Below are 17,124 nucleotides of genomic sequence, written 5' to 3'. Positions count from 1 at the left end.
TTTTGATGCATGGAAGCAATTTTCTTAATCCAAAGGAAGTGGCAGTTTGATTCCCCTCTCTTCACTTACTTCTTTCAGATCATTTACCACTGCTTCAAGCAGAGGTATCCCTCCCTTTTTTCTTTTTGCAAGAGCTTCCCGTTCCGGATCTCCATGGATCAATACCTTTTCCTGATCAGGAAGGAGATGCGTGGCTCGCATGACCCGTATCCAATCATCTACCTTCGATTTAAATTCATCAGGATCGGTAAAACTGCCAATGTCCCAGGCACCCATAAAATGACCGATTCCTTTCCCTACTTGCTCTTTTACATTGGGGATGCCGACTGCGAAAGTAGGGACAAAGGGTCCCCAATTGGCCCCACTCAATACTCCACATAACAAATCCACCATAGCCGCCAATCCATATCCCTTATGGCCTCCGCGGGTTTTATCAGAACCCAAAGGAGACAAAGCAGCTCCTTCCATAAAATCCATGGGATTCAAAGCGGATTTTCCATCTGGTCGGATCGCCCAACCTTCGGGCAGGGATTCCTGCTTTCGCAGTTGGATTTCAACTTTACCAAAACTTACTGTGCTAGTCGCAAAATCGATAACAATGGCAGCTTCTTCATTCGCTGGAAATCCGATAGCGATAGGATTGGTACCCAACATCCTCTCGGCACCATATAATGGAGCTACTACTTTGGAAGTATTGGTCATGGAGATACCGATCAGGTCTTGTTCGAGTCCCTGTTCTGCATAATAGCCAGCGGCGCCATAATGATTGGAATTCTGGATAGATACCCAACCACTTCCATGTGCCTGAGCTTTATCCATCGCGATCTCAAAACTGCGGGGAGCAATAACAAGTCCCATCCCATTGTCGCCATCTATACGGGCGACACTGGTTCGGTCATTTATCACCCGCATATTGGGTCTGGGATTGATAGAGCCTTCCGATAAATAGTGGCAATAGGTTTTTAGGCGAGCAATTCCATGAGAATCAATTCCCCGGAGATCACTGTACATCAAAACTTCGGCTGCCAATAGCGCATCTGCCTCCGGCATACGAAAAGACTCAAAAACCTGAGCCATAAAATCCTGCAAAACCTCTGCATCAAAGGAGTATTGGGCTTGTGTAGTAGTTTCAGACATAGGTAAGGATCTATTCCAGGAGATCGGGATGAGCATGTACAATGTCCTGCCAAATGGGTTGATAGTTGAACCAACCTGCAATTGGAAATCCCAATTCATTGTCTCGGGTGTTTCTGGCAACTTCTGCAGAAATCGGGAAGATTTCTGTACCAGTAGCTTCCGCCATCAATTGAGATTGGCAGCATCGTTCCATACAGATAAACCACCAGGCAGCCTCTTCGACCGTATTCCCGACTGTAAGCAATCCATGATTTTTCAGGATAGCCGCTTTCTTATCTTGAAGGGCCTCGGCAATTGCATCTCCCTCACCGAGATCCAAAACTACTCCCTGATAATCATCATACAGGCCATGATCTTCGAAAAAGGCACAAGAATCCTGCGTCAGAGGATCCAACAAACGACCCAAAGCAGAAAATGTCTTGCCATAAATGGAATGAGAATGCGCTGCAGCTATAACATCTGGCCGGGCATGATGTATGCGAGAATGGATCGCAAAGGCTGCCTGATTCAACATCTGGTGTTTCCCTTCGACTATTTTCCCTTCTTCATTCACCAATATCAGATCGGAAACCTTCATGCGGTTGAAAGAGATCCCAAAAGGATTTACCCAGAAATGATCGCTTAATTCAGGATCACGCGCGGTAATGTGTCCCGCAACACCCTCTGAAAAGCCAAATTTTCCAAATACTCGCAAAGCTCCAGCCAATTGTTGTTTACGGTGTTGCCTTTCTTCTTCAAGTGATCCGGTTTTGGGCATCATGCCTACCAGATGGGGAGGATTTTTTATTGCCATGTATGAGTAGTTTAAGTGTCCTATCTTTGAGTTTCATATTAGCAAAATTCGAAGCCATTCGGAATTTTATTTTATCTTAATCCCCTATGCAGAATTTTCTCAAGCGTCCCTTTGCCTACCTCGATCCTATGCCTCACAGGATCCTGTTGGCGCTTTTCTGTTCTGTATTTGCTGCTATCTTCCTCAATATCTTTGAGCCCTTTGATCTCGATAGCTGGACCATCCTGAAAAATTATAAAAGCAGATTCCCAATCCTCCTTTTTTCTCTGACAGGTTTCCTATTCCTGGGATTCACTCAAATTGTTCTGAGAAAACTTTTCAAGATACACAGCTTCAATATTGGAGGTTTTTCGCTTTGGTTTGCTGGGGAGTTGATTCTTTTGAGTATTCTAAATCACAATCTCTTTGGAGATGCACGCGAAGATTTTGGAGAGATGATGTATGAATTTAGTCTGACCTTTAAATACACCTCCCTGGTTCTCCTGATTCCATATTTCATCAGCTTACTCTATTTTTCTTCGAAAAGCATAGAAATCCCCTCAGAAGAAAAAGAGAAAATTTCAAGTCCAGACAAGGAAACGGGCATTAATCAGGTTCACTTTCAGGCGGAAAATGAAAGAGAAGTTCTCTCGATCAAGCTGGATCATCTCCTCTTTCTAAAATCAGAATCCAATTATGTAGCCATTTTCTACCTATATAATGGACAGCTGAAAAAACGTCTGATCCGTAACAGTTTAAAGAAGCTCGAACAAGAGTTGAAACCTCCCACCCTGATCCGGGTACACCGGTCTTATATGCTAAACATTCTCAATGCAGTCAGTGTGACGAGAAACCCCAAATCCTATCAGGTTTTCCTGGAAAAAGCAGAGGAATATCCCATTCCGGTTTCGCCTACTTATATGGAAAATTTTGACGAAAGACTCAAGGAGTTGAATAATTGAGGGTTTTTTCGTGCTTCTTTATCCCAGTATAGGCAGATTCATCCCTTTTAATGGATTATGTCTTTCTATGCGCTTACTTTAGAGAAAAAATCACCATTCCCATGAATAGAACTTCACTACTCAGCGTTATTGCTGCTTTCTTTTTTCTCGCAGCATGTAGCAGCACAGCACAAAAAGCAGATGCTAAATTTGCCCATCAACTAAGCTTCGGTCCCGGAGAAGAAGATGCGATCCGGACAGCTTTGATTTCCTTAAAGGACGATACCGAAATCACCCTCAAAGCAGGCACCTATTCTTTTGAAAAGCTTTCCATTCAAGGCAAGCTCAACAATATTTCTATCAAAGGTGCCGGCCCGGAACAAACCATTATTGATTTCTCAGGACAAGAGAGTGGGGGAGAAGGAATGCGGGTCGATGATGTCTATGATTTTCAGATAGCAGATCTTCAATTGAAAGAATCCGCAGGAGATTTGTTGAAAGTAAAAGACAGCGAGAAAGTACGCTTTATCAATGTACATACCGTTTGGGCGGGAGAGCCTGAGATCACAAATGGAGGATATGGCATTTATCCGGTTTTGTGTAAAGAGGTTCTCATCGATGGTTGCTATGCCAGAGGAGCTTCTGATGCAGGTATTTATGTGGGACAAACGCTGGGAGCGATTGTTCGCAATTCTAAAGTAGAGTATTGTGTAGCGGGGATAGAAATTGAAAATACCCAGGATGCTGATGTTTACGGAAATGTAGCGAACAATAATACGGGAGGTCTGCTGGTATTTGATCACCCGGGCCTGAAATACCATGGAAAGAATATCAAGGTTTATGACAACCACGTTTTTTCCAACAACTACCGCAATTTTGCTCCGGCTGCCAATAGTGCGACGGGGGTAGGTAATCTTCCTCCGGGAACGGGCATCATGGTATTGAGAACCTCCGATGTTGAAGTTTACAACAACAAACTTGAGGACAACAATACCATGTCTGTGGGTATCCTGAGTTATATCTCTGTTGATCCCAACATTATGAAGAACGCGCCTGATTTCGATCCTATTCCCCGCAATATTTATTTCCACGGCAATCAAATCAGCAAGCAGGATGTATTTCCTGAAGCGGTGAAGGAGCATGAATTAGCTTCTATCCTGGTGGGACTCCACGGAGAACTAAAAAAATCAGGTATGTATGAGGCTGCATCTCTTCCACATATCCTCTATGATGGAATTAGTCTGACCGAGGGAGACAACCCCAATAATATATGTATTCAGGAAGCTGAAGGTATTGGTTTCCTCAATATGGATATGGGCAATCAATCTCAAAATCTGAGCTTTGACCCAGCACCTTTTAACTGTGACGGAAAAACAGAAGCCTAAACATGAGATTAAGATCAGTAACTATTTGGTGCAACATATTCTGCCTGCTTTTGATAAGCTGCGGAAAACATGAAATTGCTCAGGAAGATCAGAACCCCTTCTTTGAGAAATTATCTGAGCATAAATTTTTTGTAGGGGAATTAGCAGATTTGAAACCTGCCGAAGGGGTCCTGCCCTACGAACTCAATACCCCATTGTTTACTGATTATGCGCATAAGGAGAGATTTGTTAAGGTAGCCTCCGGCAAAGAGATTCGGATCCAGGGAGAAGAATTGATCTATCCGGAAGGCACCTACCTTATCAAAAACTTCTACTACTGGAAAGATGAGCAGGATAAAACTCAGGGTCGCCAATTGATTGAAAGTCGGGTGCTGCATAAAACCGGAGATCTTTGGGAAGTGGCCAATTATGAATGGGACGCTGAACAAAAGGAAGCCTACAGAAATATTTTAGGGGCAAAAAAAGAAATCGCGTGGACCGATACAAAAGGACAAGCTCGCAAAGTATCCTATGTAATTCCCGACAACAATGATTGTAAAAGTTGCCATAAGTATAATGGTAATGTAAAGTACATCGGCCCTAAACTTCGAAATCTCAACAAAGAGATTGCCTACTCTGAGGGGAGCATGAATCAATTGCAGAAATTTCAGCAAATGGCCTGGCTCCCGGCTTCCTTTAGCCTGGAAAATAGACCTAAACTCCCAAACTGGGAAGATGATAACTATTCTTTAGGTGAAAGAGCGAGAGCTTATCTGGATGTAAATTGCGCACATTGCCACTCTCAACATGGTCCTGCCAGCAATACCGCTTTATTTCTCGAATACGAAGAAGAAGATGCTCATAGACTGGGAATCAATAAGGGACCGGTCTCCGCAGCACAAGGTTCAGGCAACCTTATGTACAACATTACTCCCGGGAAAGCAGATTCCTCTATTCTCGTTTATCGGATGAATTCTGTAGAGACGGGAATAGCCATGCCAGAGATCGGTCGCAATCTAATTCATGAGGAAGGAGTGGCCCTCATGCAAGACTGGATCAATAGTCTCAGGTAAACCCGTTAATAATGACACTTGGCGCATAAGTACTTTTTTCCTCACTATTCCTTAAATAATTTCGATATTAGTTGAGTATTACGCTCAATTTCCCCCCATTCGGCTCAGGAAATTTGAACACAAATCTAAAAAGGCTCCAGCAACAAACTGGATTCACCGGGCTTTCTATGCTGCGCACACTTATACTTATTTGCTCCCTCATCTCTGGACCTTTGCTGTTACTTTCCCAGCAAATCGATCCGGCCAAGAATCTTCATCAAAACCATGAGGTCTTTGAAGTAAACAAGCTTAGTCCCAGGAGCAGCTTTTTTGCTTTTGAAAATGAGAGCCTGGCTACAGAAGATCGTATGGAGAAATCCCAGCGATATTTATCCCTCAATACCTATTGGAAATTTAATTGGGTTAGAAATCCTGAAGATCGACCTAAAGACTTTTATAAAACAGATTTTGATGACAAAGACTGGGACAGATTTCCCGTCCCGGCCAATTGGGAGGTTCATGGATTAGATCATCCTATATATTTAGACGAAAAATATCCCTTCAATACCCAATGGCCCAAAGTTCCTGCAGATTACAATCCGGTAGGTTCATACAGACATGAAATTGAATTGCCCGAGAACTGGAAAGATCAGGAAGTTTTCCTTCATTTTGGCGCTGTAAAATCTGCCCTCTATGTTTGGGTCAATGGACAGGAGGTTGGCTATTCTCAAGGGTCAAAGACACCCGCAGAATTTCATCTTAATCCCTATCTGAAGGAAGGCAAGAATCTCATTGCATTTCAGGTTTTTCGTTGGTCAGATGCCAGCTACATAGAAAGCCAGGATATGCTAAGGCTTTCCGGAGTTGAGCGAGAAGTTTATCTCTATTCTCGGCCCAAAGTATATATCCAGGATTATTTTGTAAAAACGGATTTGGACGAGAACTTCCAACATGGGGATCTGAGTATTGATTTTGAACTGCATAATACCAGCGATCAATACCAAAGGGATCAAAAACTGGAAGTCTGCCTTAGCGCTCCTAATGGAGAAGAATTAGCATCGAAAATGCTTTCATTCAATCTTTCTCCCAATCAAAAGAAAAAGCAAAAACTCAGCTTTCGACTATCCGATATCCAACTTTGGTCTGCAGAAACTCCCAATCTGTATAAACTCCGGATAAAATTGAATGCTCTGGATAAACAAAAAGCTGAATTCATTCAGTTGAAGCAAGGTTTGCGGAAAGTGGAAATTAAAGGAGGTCAATTATTGGTAAATGGCAAAGCTATTTATATCCGGGGCGTTGATCGCCATGAGACCGATCCGCATCGGGGGCATGTGATTGATCGGGAGTTGATGCTCAAGGATATCCGCTTGATGAAGCAAAACAATATCAATGCAGTCAGGACCAGTCATTATCCTAATCACCCGGAATGGTACAAACTCTGTGATCAATATGGTTTGTATGTGGTGGATGAAGCCAATATAGAGAGTCATCCCTTAGCAAATTCTGAAGAAACTCAAATAGGAAATGAGATGAGCTGGCTTCCTGCACATATGGCTCGTACCCAGGCCATGTTTGAGCGAGATAAAAATCATGCTTCTATCATCATTTGGTCTCTGGGTAATGAAGCTGGTCATGGAAAAATCTTTGAGGTCATGTATCAATGGCTCAAGGAACGAGATCCTTCTCGACCCGTACAATACGAACCTGCTGAAAAAGAATCCTATACGGATATTTTCTGTCCCATGTATCCTCGCTTCAACAAACTGATGGACTATGCCAAGAGTAATCCGGATCGTCCGCTCATCATGATTGAGTATTGTCATGCGATGGGAAATAGTGTAGGCAATCTGCAAGATTACTGGAACATCATAGAAGAATATCCGGTCCTTCAAGGAGGCTTTATCTGGGATTGGGTCGATCAATCTCTGGAATACGAAAATGAGCAAGGCCTCAAATACCTGGCATATGGACATGACTACCACCCAGATTTACCCACAGACGGAAATTTTCTCAATAATGGGCTTGTAAATCCCTATCGAGAAGCGCATCCACATCTGGAAGAAGTCAAGAAGGTTTATGCGCCGCTTAAGTTTGCTCCCCTGATTTTGGAAAAAGGAATCTTTCAGGTCCACAACAAATATTTCTTTAAAGGAAATGAGGACTGGGTATTTTCCTGGAAGCTCAGAGAAGAAGGCAAAGTGATACGTAAGGGAAATATAGGCAAACTTCTGGCCGGCCCAGGTGAAAAAAGAAGCTTCCGGGTACCCATCAAAGATTTGGAGATGAAAGAAGGCTCCGAGTATCTGCTGAGTTTATATGCAAAGACCGAAAGTTCCAGTGAACTCATTCCTGCAGATCATATCGTCGCCTGGGATCAGTTTGTCCTGCAAAAGAAAAAACTCCTTTCTCAAAATCATAGAGGCTCCTCTGTTGAAAAGCTAAAATTCAACCAACAGGGTGATGAAATTCAGATCACAGGTAAAGACCTCAAATTGAGGTTCAGGAAAAAAACCGGAGACCTCTTATCCTATAGTTATAAAGACCAGCAATTGATAAAGGCTCCCCTCAAGGTCAACTTCTGGAGACCTCCTACTGATAATGACCTCGGAAATGGTATGCATGAATGGGCAGCCTTCTGGCGGGAGGCGGCTTCACAGCTAAAGTCCAGTCTGTTGAGAATTGAGGAAGTAGGCGAAAATATCCAATTGGAAGTCGGTCTGGAATCAAAAACCCTAGACAAACTCCCGATAAAAATTCTCTATAAAATATATCCCAATGGACAGATGGTTGTAGAATACCGATTCAGTCCCAAAGAAAAAGAGCTCCCATTGATCCCCCGTTTGGGTCTTCAATTGCAAATGGATGAGCGTTTTGAATATATGGAGTGGTATGGTAGAGGACCGCATGAGTCTTATTGGGATAGAAAGACTTCTGCAGAAGTCGGGATTTGGAAAGGGCTCGTTTGGGATCAGATACACCGCTATTCAAGGCCTCAGGAAACTGCAAATAAAACCGATGTCCGTTGGATGAGTTTGAAAGATAGAAGTGGAACAGGACTAAAAATCGAAGCGGTTTCAGAATTTCTCTCTATGAGTGCATGGCAACTAGACCAGGAAGATCTGGATTTTCTGGCGGGGGCCAAAGGAAGCGCATCCGCTTCAGGTCTGGTTCCGCTTACCTCTAAACATGGGGCTGAACTTTCTCCCAAAGATCACATCATCTGGAACGTAGACCTCAAGCAAATGGGAGTAGGAGGGGACAATAGCTGGGGGGCACCCGTTCATCAGGAATACACAATCAGCCCCAAAGAGTATTTTTACAGTTTCAGGATCAGTCCGATAGTTGATAAAGAGTAGAAATCTCTTTACTGCATAAAAAAAACCGGGCACTCTTCAGCACCCGGCCCACCTTATTCAATTAAGAATTAATTTTTTAATCAATATAAATGTACTCGGCTTCCCATAATTTGGGTCCCAGTTCACTGGTGCAGGCATCACTACTACTTCCTCCGCATTTGCAGGAAGCATACTGTGAGGGCCGCTCGCACGGACATTCTGCGACTTGCCAGCATGCAAAATAAAGTTTGGGTTTTACGATTGGATAGAGCTTGTTTTTTACTCTTTTCACTTCAGAGTAAAGCGTGCCCTTTTTTCCTTTTCCTGTTACCTTACGAACAAGATAAAAGTTGCCATCGATGTTGTGGAAATCGATTCCCACAACCCTAAGACCTGTTTTTACTTGTTTATTAATGAGTGATCTGTTGATGTCGGTATAGCTAAAACCATTAGCCGTTTTTTTTACCGTTGCCAGGGCTTTTGCTTCAGGGCTAAAGCCAGACAATCCTAGAATCAACATAAAGCCCAGCAGGCTTGCGATTGAGATTTGTGTTAGTTTGTTCATGAATGAGTGATTTAAAGATGATAGAATTTCAATCTTTTCATCACTTGGTATCCATGCCCAACTAAAATGTAACTTCTACTGGATTTTTTGGTGGGAACTAATCAGCTATTTTTTCTCACAACATAGGTAAATCCGTTTGATTGCCGGAGGCACTCTAGCTTATAATACAGGCTAGATAATTCACGGGCCTCTGCATGATTCAATCGTCTTTTAGCCCGAAGCCCGAGATATCCGATCCAGGATTTTAACCTAAACATCCCTCTGATCGAAGCTGCAACCAGACCTCTCAGGTATTTAAATGGAAGGGGATAAAAGAGGACCATGAGGTGGTAATCTATTCCAAAACGACTTCCTCCCGCCACTTTCTCCAGACTCATATTGTTGATGCTGGAATAATGTTCCAGGGCCTTGAATGAAAGATGGGAATAGGAGATTTCATGAAAACACTCCATAAATGCGACATAGCCAACAAATAGACCTCCGGGTTTTAGCACCCTTGCAACCTCAGCATAGGCTTTCCCTACATCCGGGATATGTTCCAGAACTGCATCCATAATGGCCACATCGAAGGTATTGTCTTCGAAGGGCAAATTTTCGGCATCCGCTACAACTGTGTGTGCTCCTCCTTCAAAAGGTTCAACGCCTACCCATTCCCCTCCGACAGCTTCAACAATTTTTCGATTTCTGCCATATCCACAACCGATATCTACTACCTTCTTGTTTTTGCAAAGCACCTTGAGATCATAAATAGGCTGATTAATAAAAATCTCACAATCCGGAGCCTGATCTTTAAGTCCTAAATATCGAACCCCTTTCCCGGGATCGGGATTTTCTCTATTCATTACGGGAGCTTGGGATTCTTTTGCCATTACAGGTGTAGGATTTTGACTCATGTTTTGCTAGTGTTTGCAATGAAAGTTCAATATGGCAAATAATTCTTTTTGAGAGAACAAATCTGCTGATATAGGTAAGAATTGAATAACATTCATCGAAAAAGCAGCAAAAATCTGCCTTAAAGTAGCGCTTGACCCTTTATGAAACAAAATGCCTGTGTAAGATCGTCTGGAGAATCATCTATTCAACCACATAAGCATGGTACGGCTTACCATTTCCGGTGCATCATGTTGGACAAAATGTCCTGCTCCCGGCACTGTAACCAGGGTTAAATCTTTCTCCAACCATTTCCAGGTATTATTTAGTCCTCCTGGCAGCAATGCCCAATCATCCAGGCCATGAATCATCAAGACCGAACATTTGACTTTGGGGATGGGAGCATTATTGCTTTGATAGGGCTCTTTGGGATAATTGGCTTTATAGAAATTGAGCATGCCTTCGAAACTGGAGCGCTTAAAAGCTTCGATATAATATTTTTTGGCCTCCTCGTCATTTAGCCAAGCTGCCAGTCCTTCAGCCGTCAATTTTTTATGCGCATCTGCCTCCTGAAATTTTCGAGCATATTCGCTGTTTTTCTGTTGTTCAGGATTGTTTGCCAATTCGTTTGCCATGCCCTTAGGGTGGGGGAGGTTACAGATGATAAGTTTTTCAACCAAATCCGGACGATAAATAGCCAAGGACCAGGAGATAGCTCCCCCCCAATCGTGTCCTATGATGATGGCTTTCTTCTTGCCTTCTGCTTTGATTACCGCCTCAATGTCTTTCATGAGATTCACCATTTTGTAGGCTTCCACTCCTTCGGGCTTATCGCTTTTATTATAGCCTCTCAAATCAACAGCTACCACCTTATGTGTTTTGGACAGGGCTTCCATTTGATTTCGCCAGCTGTACCAAAAGTCGGGAAAGCCATGAATCATCACTGCAAGGGGACCTTCTCCCATACTCACATAATGAATCTTTACCCCATCATTATCCGCATAATGGTGGCTCACTTTTTCCATTACTCCCCCTTCCTGGGCGCGTAGATTCAAGCCTAATACTAGCAGGCTCCCTATAAGTACTATATGTTTCATCTTTTTATTGATTTCTTTCAAATACAATCTTCCCATCCACTATCGTCATCTCTACCTCCATATCTAAAATCTCGGCAGGATCAATCTTCATGAGGTTTTTATCGCAAACCACAATATCTGCCAGTTTGCCTGCCTTTATTGAACCTCTGCTGTCTCCATCGAAAGCAGCTTTCGCATTATTAATCGTATAGGCCTTTAATGCTTCTTCCATACTGATCTTTTGCTCGGGGAACCAGCCACCTTCTGGCTGTCCGCTCGTAGTGGTTCGATTGACAGCCGCATGAATGAGATATTTGGGATGCACATGATAATAGGCAGCCATGGTTCCCGGCCAGTCCGAGCCAAAAGAGAGACTTGCCCCATTATCCAATAAACTCTTAAATGCATAGGCCCCTTTGCACCTTTCATGTCCTATCCGTTCTTCCATCCAACGCATATCGTCAGAGAGATGATAGGGATTTATTTCTGCTATAACATTGAGTTCTTTAAAGCGGGGGAAATCATCCGGGCGGATCACCTGGGCATGTATGACTCTATAACCAGAAAGGTCTTTCCCCAAATCCTTCATCAAACGCTCATAGGTATCCAACATCAGACTTACACCTCTTGTCCCAATCGCATGCACATTGGCGACAAAACCCGCTTCCTGAGCAGTAAGGAGATAGCCGTACATCTTCTCCATATTGGGGGTTGCGTAATCCTCATCATCGGAGGTATGATGGCGGTAATGTCCGTAATTATCCGGCTGGTCATCATAGGGCTCAAAAAAGAGGGCACCGTGATTGCCCATAATACCATCTATATAACCTTTAAATGCTCCATATCTTAAATAGGTATCTTCCTTTTTGCTAGCAGGATTTACCCCCATGCTCATACCCGCATCTTTCATCTCCTGCGCACGAGCCAAATCCGGACGCATCCAGATTCGAGCCGTTAATTCTCCGCTTTCATATAGCTCCTGAAATCTTTCGGTCTGATCCGGTCGTGTGATGTCATGAATTTCGACTATGCCACTTTCTCTGAGCACTTTTAATGCGGCTTTATTTTCATCCAGCAATCGACGACTGGATTTCTCTTTGATACTTTCTTTGATTTTTTTGAAGGCAGGTGAATTTGCATAAACCAAGCCCGTTGCTCTGCCTTCTTCATCCGTTTCCATCCCTTCCAGAATTTCCGCCTCCAATCCTGCAGCTTGTAGCGCCATTGAATTTGCCAGGTACAATTGACGATTATAGTTATTGATAAATACCGGATGCTCAGCACTGATTTCATCAATTACTCCTTTATGCGGTTTCCAGGCCTGCTTTTTTGCTCCGGATGCTGTAGCAGAGGCGTCGGCCCATTGCTCATAGGCTCCCCACAAGCCACCGGTAATCCATTCCCCTTTCTCAAGGATGTTTACTACTCGCCCTATTTCTGCTTTCAATCCAGGATCGTCCGATACTTTCAACAAATTGGCATCATTGATCAATTCGCCTGCACGATTGAAATGGGTATGTCCATCAATAAACCCCGGCAAGGCAAATTTCCCCTGCAAGTCGATCATCTGGGTTTCTTTTCCTTGATAAGCAGCCGGATCGGCTGCCTTATCCAAAACTGCAACGATTTTGTTTTCCTTGATTACAATAGCAGTTGCCCAGGGCTGAGCTTCCTCCATCGTATAAATTTCTCCATTAAATAAAATGAGATCAGCCGCTTCCTTTTGGGGTCCACTACAGGAAATACAGCAGAAAAGGATAGGGAGTAAGTAGTAGTAATAGGCTTTCATGAGCAAAACATAAAAATGCTGATGTTCTGTTTAAATGTACAGAGAATTCAAACAGAACACCAGCATCTTTAGCTGAAGCTATTAGGGAGTAACGAGGGTATCTGAAGCCGTCGAATCTATAGAACTATAGTCGATCGCTTTCAATTCCCCGATTTTCGGGATAATCTGAATCAGGAAACGCTGGTTTTTGCTTTCATCCTGTATATCCCTTCCAACGCCACTCTCTCCACTACCAGAGATCATGACTTCATAGCGATCCCGATCAAAGGAAATACCTTCTGCGTCCCAGAGATTGTAGAGAGATAAAGCCCTTTCATAACTCAGCTCATAATTTCGAGTATAGTTATCCGCGGAAGCCATACCTTCTATCACAAGCAGATATTTGATATTGTCATCAGGTTCCAGGCCATCTACAAGCCCCTTGAGGGCCTTTCCTGCCTCGATGAGAAGTTCACGATATTGTCCCTTGATCTCGGACTTTCCTTTGTCAAACTGAACCTGGGAGCGTAAAACGTGTCGCTTGAATTCTGGTTGGTAGACAAAGTAGCGAGAATCCAATTGCTCGATGGCCTTCTGGATTTCCTGCAACTTTTTATATTCGATCTCCATAACCAGGAGGCGGGCTTTCTCATCATTGAGTTGCTGAATCAGGGTACTGGCATACATTTCCTCATCGCTAAGGCGGCGTTTCAATTCTTCCAGTGCCAGACTTTGCTTATCCAGTTCCAGGCTCCTGACCCGAAGTTCTTCTTCGGTCGTTACCAGGGCGTTCTGCCTGTCGAGAAAGAGTTTGTAACTCAAAACGAACAAGGCAAGCGAGATGATGAACATGGCCGTCATCAAGTCTGCATAGCTCACCCAAAAGAGGCGGCTACTGTCTTTTTTGGCTTTTTTGCTCATCCGCCGAAGGTATTAATGAGATATATGACTCCACAGCCGATGCCAGTAAGGAAAGCGGCGACACCAGAGTAAACAAAAAACTGGAAGGCTCCGGAATTCATGAAGCTGCTGTTTTGTGCAGTAGCGACCGAACTCAGTCTACTATCCAGTGTATTCATTTTATCTGTAAGCTCGATAACCGAATGGCGTTCTTTCCCCAAATGCTCCAACAAACGGGTATTTACTTCCAGGCTTTTGTTCTGGAGTAATTCAACATCTCCTCTAATTTTATTGAGGTCTTTATTTAAGGCCTCTGCAAAGGCTTTATTATCCGTATTACCAATAGAAGCCAAATATTGATCCATCTTCACATAGGCTGCCTGGGTACTTCTTTCCAGGGCCTGAATGTTTTCCCCGACTACGGTTTCCATTTTGCGGTTCACCTGACCGAAGTGGGTTCCGAGTTTCTCAGAAAATTCTTCTGCTTTTTTAGAATAGGAATCAATGTAAGCGACTTGTCTGTCAATCAGAGAATCATTGACTTGCAAAAAATTCCCCATGCCATTGAGCCCCTGTTCTATGCTCCGTATCTGGCCAAAGACTCCTTTGAGTTCCTTGAATAACCTCAGGGTTTCTGTCAAGGAATCATTCATATGAGATTGATAACGGGCAAAACCATCATTGAAGGCCGCCAAATTATCTCTTAGGGTGTCTATAGGTTGATCTGCATCTTTTTTGAGGGTAGGTAAAATCTGAGAGCGAAGGAAACTAAAGTAGTCATAGAGTCTTTCATCCCTTACATTTTTACTTTCCTTAAAGCGAAGATTACTCAGGACCGTTAAGCCCAATCCTACGGCACTACCGATCATACCGATCAAAACACCTCCTACAAATGACTGGATAGCATCATTGCTCACCCCTTCAATGGAAATTTTGATCAAACCGATGATTACTCCGGTAAAGGTACAGAGGAGTCCGATATATAAAGGAAGGGCGACATTTGATTCTATCCCTTCTTCTTTGGAATAGGATTTATCCTCGGCCATATCCTTTAACATATCAAAATCTGCCGCTCCCTTATTTCGGGTGAGGTAGGCATTGGTATTTCGAAGGATATTTTGGAAGGTTTGGCTAAAGCCTGGATTTTCTTCTACGAGCTCAATGGTTCCACTGATGAGTGCACCATCTTCTCCGCTTTCACTTACAGGAACATTCTTGCTTTTGAGGGCAGATGCCTTAGGGAAAATAGAGGATAGGCCATTAATAGCTGCTGAGTTTCGGAAAAATACAAAGAATTGAATGACAACAATGACTGCCACAATTCCCATTTCCACTAAAAATAAGGTATCCATAGGGTGTGAGATGTGTTGTTTAACGCGATTATGTTGTGGTTAATCTGATATCGATTAGAAAATATACCTTTGAGGGGGGAAAGACATAATTACGAAAATATAGGCACAAAGTTGAAAAATACGCACATTAATGTCTATAAATTCCCCTTACTCAGATCCTGATTTTGCAGAACGTATATGTATCATCTCCACTTTTTGTACCAAAAACAGTATCAAAAGGAAAGATATCGGATGCAGGATGCCGGCTATAATAAACACTGGCCCATAGCCAAAATTGCTAAGCAGAAGCCCTACAAAGAAACTAAAGACTACTCCCCCCATAGAACCTGCTGCTCCAACCAGGCCTGCGATCGAGCCCACAGAATGAGAAGGATACATATCAGCTGTCAGGGTTTGCATGAGGGTAGAAAATGCCTGGTGTCCAAACATCGCCATGCTAAAGAAGACGATCGCCATACTTAAGGGAACTCCTGTGATGAATAAAGCTATAGGCATTAAACAGGCTGCGATAGCCAGACATATTTTCCGGGAGCGGTCCAGGCTTATATTCTTTTTGATCAAATAAGTGCTCAACCAACCCGCAAGGAAACTTCCTGCTCCAGCAAAGGCGAAAGGAATCCAGGCATAATACCCGATTTCTTTAATATCCAATCCTCGGGCATCAGCCAGGTATTTGGGCAACCAAAAAATGTAGAAATACCAGGCAGCATCTGAGAGAAATTTCGCCAGAACCAATCCCCAGGTCTTTTTAAATTTAAACAGGTCTACCCATTTTACTTTTGGCCCTTCTGTTTCTTCTTGAATTTGGCCCGCTTTTATATAAGCTTTTTCTTCCTCAGAAACCCGTGTACTATTCTCCGGTTTTTGGTACATCCTAAACCAGAAGAAAGCCCAAATGAATCCAAGACTTCCCGTTAGGAAAAATACCCATCGCCAATCCAGCTCCAGAATGATAAAAGCAATCATCGGCGGTGCAATCACGGATCCCAGACTGGAACCTGTATTGAAAATTCCGAATGCCAGAGATCGTTCTTTAGCCGGAAACCATTCAGAAACAACTTTTGCAGAAGCTGGAAAGCCTCCTCCTTCACCCATTCCCAGTAAAAACCTCGCGACGCCCAATCCCATTACTGTGGACATAAGGCCATGGATAAAATTCGCAATAGACCACCACAAAATCATCACCAGATAGCCCAGGCGTGAGCCCATGATATCAATAAGTTTTCCTCCTACCAGGTACATCAGGGAATAGGAAATCAGGAAAAGCATCTGCAAGCGGGAATATGCTACTTCCGATATAGTAATACTTTTTTGAATCTCAGAGATTGCAACTGGTAAGCTCTGCCTATCGAGGTAGTTGAGGGCGGTGGCGAGTGCGAGCAATCCGGCTATCCACCAACGGAAATGGGGAATGCTCTTTTTTAGTGTAGTAGTCATGTATGAGCAAAGTTTTTCGGAGCGTTTATGGACTTATGGGATCATTCTGCTTTAGGTTCCGGATTGACAGCATCTGCCGATTTTATTCCCAGTTCGTTTTCTATGTCTTCTATGATGCCCAGAGAAATGTCATGTCTCCCACCGATGTATTCATTTTCCAGCCAGGTGTCTACGAAATCCAGCAGGTCAAAAATACCGCTCGTTTTTCCCCCCAGGCAAAGGATATTGCTGTCATTGTGCTGTCGGGTCATCTTTGCCTGATAATGGCTGTTGACCAGGGCTGCACGTATGCCTTTGAACTTATTTGCTGCGATACACATGCCAATCCCCGTTGAGCATATAAGGATTCCTCTAGAATATTCTTTTTGCGAAATGGGAGCTGCTACTTTTTTTACATAATTGGGATAACGGACGATTTCTGCACTTTCCGATCCAACATCTATAAGTTCATATCCTTTTTCCGCTAAATGCTCCTTGATTTTAATTTTGGCCTCATAGCCTCCATGATCACAGCCGATCAAAATTCGTTTATCAGTATTTGTATCCATGTTT

General features: G+C 43.2%; 14 protein-coding genes. 4 read left to right on the top strand and 10 right to left on the bottom strand.

Annotated features, from left to right (window positions below; translation table 11 throughout):
- Positions 1-24 precede the first annotated feature (24 nt).
- Positions 25-1,137 (bottom strand): Ldh family oxidoreductase, encoded by a 1,113-nt coding sequence (locus R8P61_35480; GenBank protein ID MDW3652433.1) that lies wholly within the window; start codon positions 1,135-1,137, stop codon positions 25-27.
- Between the two features lie 10 nt (positions 1,138-1,147).
- Positions 1,148-1,930: a class II aldolase/adducin family protein gene (locus R8P61_35475; GenBank protein MDW3652432.1), complete on the bottom strand. Its 783-nt coding sequence runs from the start codon at positions 1,928-1,930 to the stop codon at positions 1,148-1,150.
- Positions 1,931-2,016: 86 nt separating this feature from the next.
- Between R8P61_35475 and R8P61_35470 the strand changes: the two genes are divergently transcribed.
- From R8P61_35470 to R8P61_35455, 4 genes are all read left to right on the top strand, one after another.
- Positions 2,017-2,871, top strand: a complete 855-nt coding sequence (locus R8P61_35470; protein ID MDW3652431.1) for a LytTR family DNA-binding domain-containing protein — start codon at positions 2,017-2,019, stop codon at positions 2,869-2,871.
- A 101-nt stretch (positions 2,872-2,972) separates the two neighbouring features.
- A complete protein-coding gene (locus R8P61_35465) occupies positions 2,973-4,235 on the top strand; it encodes a parallel beta-helix domain-containing protein (GenBank protein ID MDW3652430.1) in 1,263 nt (420 codons plus the stop codon).
- A gap of 2 nt (positions 4,236-4,237) precedes the next feature.
- Complete coding sequence (locus tag R8P61_35460; protein ID MDW3652429.1) at positions 4,238-5,287, top strand: SO2930 family diheme c-type cytochrome; 1,050 nt, start codon at positions 4,238-4,240, stop codon at positions 5,285-5,287.
- A gap of 167 nt (positions 5,288-5,454) precedes the next feature.
- Positions 5,455-8,625, top strand: coding sequence for a glycoside hydrolase family 2 TIM barrel-domain containing protein (locus R8P61_35455; GenBank protein MDW3652428.1), 3,171 nt, complete (start codon positions 5,455-5,457; stop codon positions 8,623-8,625).
- 76 nt (positions 8,626-8,701) lie between these two features.
- Here R8P61_35455 and R8P61_35450 read toward each other — a convergent pair whose 3' ends face one another.
- The 8 genes from R8P61_35450 to rpiB all read right to left on the bottom strand — a co-directional run bounded on the left by R8P61_35450 (position 8,702) and on the right by rpiB (position 17,120).
- Positions 8,702-9,169 carry a hypothetical protein gene (locus tag R8P61_35450; GenBank protein MDW3652427.1) on the bottom strand — a complete coding sequence of 156 codons (468 nt, stop codon included), beginning with the start codon at positions 9,167-9,169 and terminating at the stop codon, positions 8,702-8,704.
- Positions 9,170-9,270: 101 nt separating this feature from the next.
- Positions 9,271-10,062 carry a class I SAM-dependent methyltransferase gene (locus R8P61_35445; protein MDW3652426.1) on the bottom strand — a complete coding sequence of 264 codons (792 nt, stop codon included), beginning with the start codon at positions 10,060-10,062 and terminating at the stop codon, positions 9,271-9,273.
- A 177-nt stretch (positions 10,063-10,239) separates the two neighbouring features.
- On the bottom strand, positions 10,240-11,136 hold the full coding sequence (locus R8P61_35440; GenBank protein MDW3652425.1) for an alpha/beta hydrolase: 897 nt from the start codon (positions 11,134-11,136) through the stop codon (positions 10,240-10,242).
- Positions 11,137-11,140: 4 nt separating this feature from the next.
- Entirely contained in the window at positions 11,141-12,904 is a 1,764-nt protein-coding gene (locus R8P61_35435; protein ID MDW3652424.1) for an amidohydrolase, read from the bottom strand.
- Between the two features lie 81 nt (positions 12,905-12,985).
- On the bottom strand, positions 12,986-13,804 hold the full coding sequence (locus tag R8P61_35430) for a hypothetical protein (protein MDW3652423.1): 819 nt from the start codon (positions 13,802-13,804) through the stop codon (positions 12,986-12,988).
- Complete coding sequence (locus R8P61_35425) at positions 13,801-15,135, bottom strand: hypothetical protein (GenBank protein ID MDW3652422.1); 1,335 nt, start codon at positions 15,133-15,135, stop codon at positions 13,801-13,803. The genes R8P61_35430 and R8P61_35425 overlap by 4 nt, the downstream gene beginning before the upstream one ends.
- Positions 15,136-15,282: 147 nt before the next feature.
- Positions 15,283-16,572 (bottom strand): MFS transporter, encoded by a 1,290-nt coding sequence (locus R8P61_35420; protein ID MDW3652421.1) that lies wholly within the window; start codon positions 16,570-16,572, stop codon positions 15,283-15,285.
- Positions 16,573-16,613: 41 nt separating this feature from the next.
- On the bottom strand, positions 16,614-17,120 hold the full coding sequence (gene rpiB / locus R8P61_35415; GenBank protein ID MDW3652420.1) for a ribose 5-phosphate isomerase B: 507 nt from the start codon (positions 17,118-17,120) through the stop codon (positions 16,614-16,616).
- Positions 17,121-17,124 lie beyond the last annotated feature (4 nt).

This window comes from Bacteroidia bacterium (assembly GCA_033391075.1).
In the GTDB taxonomy this organism is placed as follows: Bacteria; Bacteroidota; Bacteroidia; order J057; family J057; genus JAWPMV01.
The sequence above is the reverse complement of the archived record's forward strand: the minus strand, read 5'-3'. Positions and strand labels throughout refer to the sequence as shown.

What these genes read in the sequence shown, in the direction of transcription:
- R8P61_35440 (MDW3652425.1), bottom strand. Translation starts at nt 11,136, where the DNA reads ATGAAACATATAGTACTTATAGGGAGCCTGCTAGTATTAGGCTTGAAT.
- R8P61_35470 (MDW3652431.1), top strand. Translation starts at nt 2,017, where the DNA reads ATGCAGAATTTTCTCAAGCGTCCCTTTGCCTACCTCGATCCTATGCCT.
- R8P61_35475 (MDW3652432.1), bottom strand. Translation starts at nt 1,930, where the DNA reads ATGGCAATAAAAAATCCTCCCCATCTGGTAGGCATGATGCCCAAAACC.
- R8P61_35445 (MDW3652426.1), bottom strand. Translation starts at nt 10,062, where the DNA reads ATGAGTCAAAATCCTACACCTGTAATGGCAAAAGAATCCCAAGCTCCC.
- R8P61_35425 (MDW3652422.1), bottom strand. Translation starts at nt 15,135, where the DNA reads ATGGATACCTTATTTTTAGTGGAAATGGGAATTGTGGCAGTCATTGTT.
- R8P61_35455 (MDW3652428.1), top strand. Translation starts at nt 5,455, where the DNA reads ATGCTGCGCACACTTATACTTATTTGCTCCCTCATCTCTGGACCTTTG.
- R8P61_35435 (MDW3652424.1), bottom strand. Translation starts at nt 12,904, where the DNA reads ATGAAAGCCTATTACTACTACTTACTCCCTATCCTTTTCTGCTGTATT.
- R8P61_35430 (MDW3652423.1), bottom strand. Translation starts at nt 13,804, where the DNA reads ATGAGCAAAAAAGCCAAAAAAGACAGTAGCCGCCTCTTTTGGGTGAGC.
- R8P61_35450 (MDW3652427.1), bottom strand. Translation starts at nt 9,169, where the DNA reads ATGAACAAACTAACACAAATCTCAATCGCAAGCCTGCTGGGCTTTATG.
- R8P61_35480 (MDW3652433.1), bottom strand. Translation starts at nt 1,137, where the DNA reads ATGTCTGAAACTACTACACAAGCCCAATACTCCTTTGATGCAGAGGTT.
- R8P61_35465 (MDW3652430.1), top strand. Translation starts at nt 2,973, where the DNA reads ATGAATAGAACTTCACTACTCAGCGTTATTGCTGCTTTCTTTTTTCTC.
- rpiB (MDW3652420.1), bottom strand. Translation starts at nt 17,120, where the DNA reads ATGGATACAAATACTGATAAACGAATTTTGATCGGCTGTGATCATGGA.
- R8P61_35420 (MDW3652421.1), bottom strand. Translation starts at nt 16,572, where the DNA reads ATGACTACTACACTAAAAAAGAGCATTCCCCATTTCCGTTGGTGGATA.
- R8P61_35460 (MDW3652429.1), top strand. Translation starts at nt 4,238, where the DNA reads ATGAGATTAAGATCAGTAACTATTTGGTGCAACATATTCTGCCTGCTT.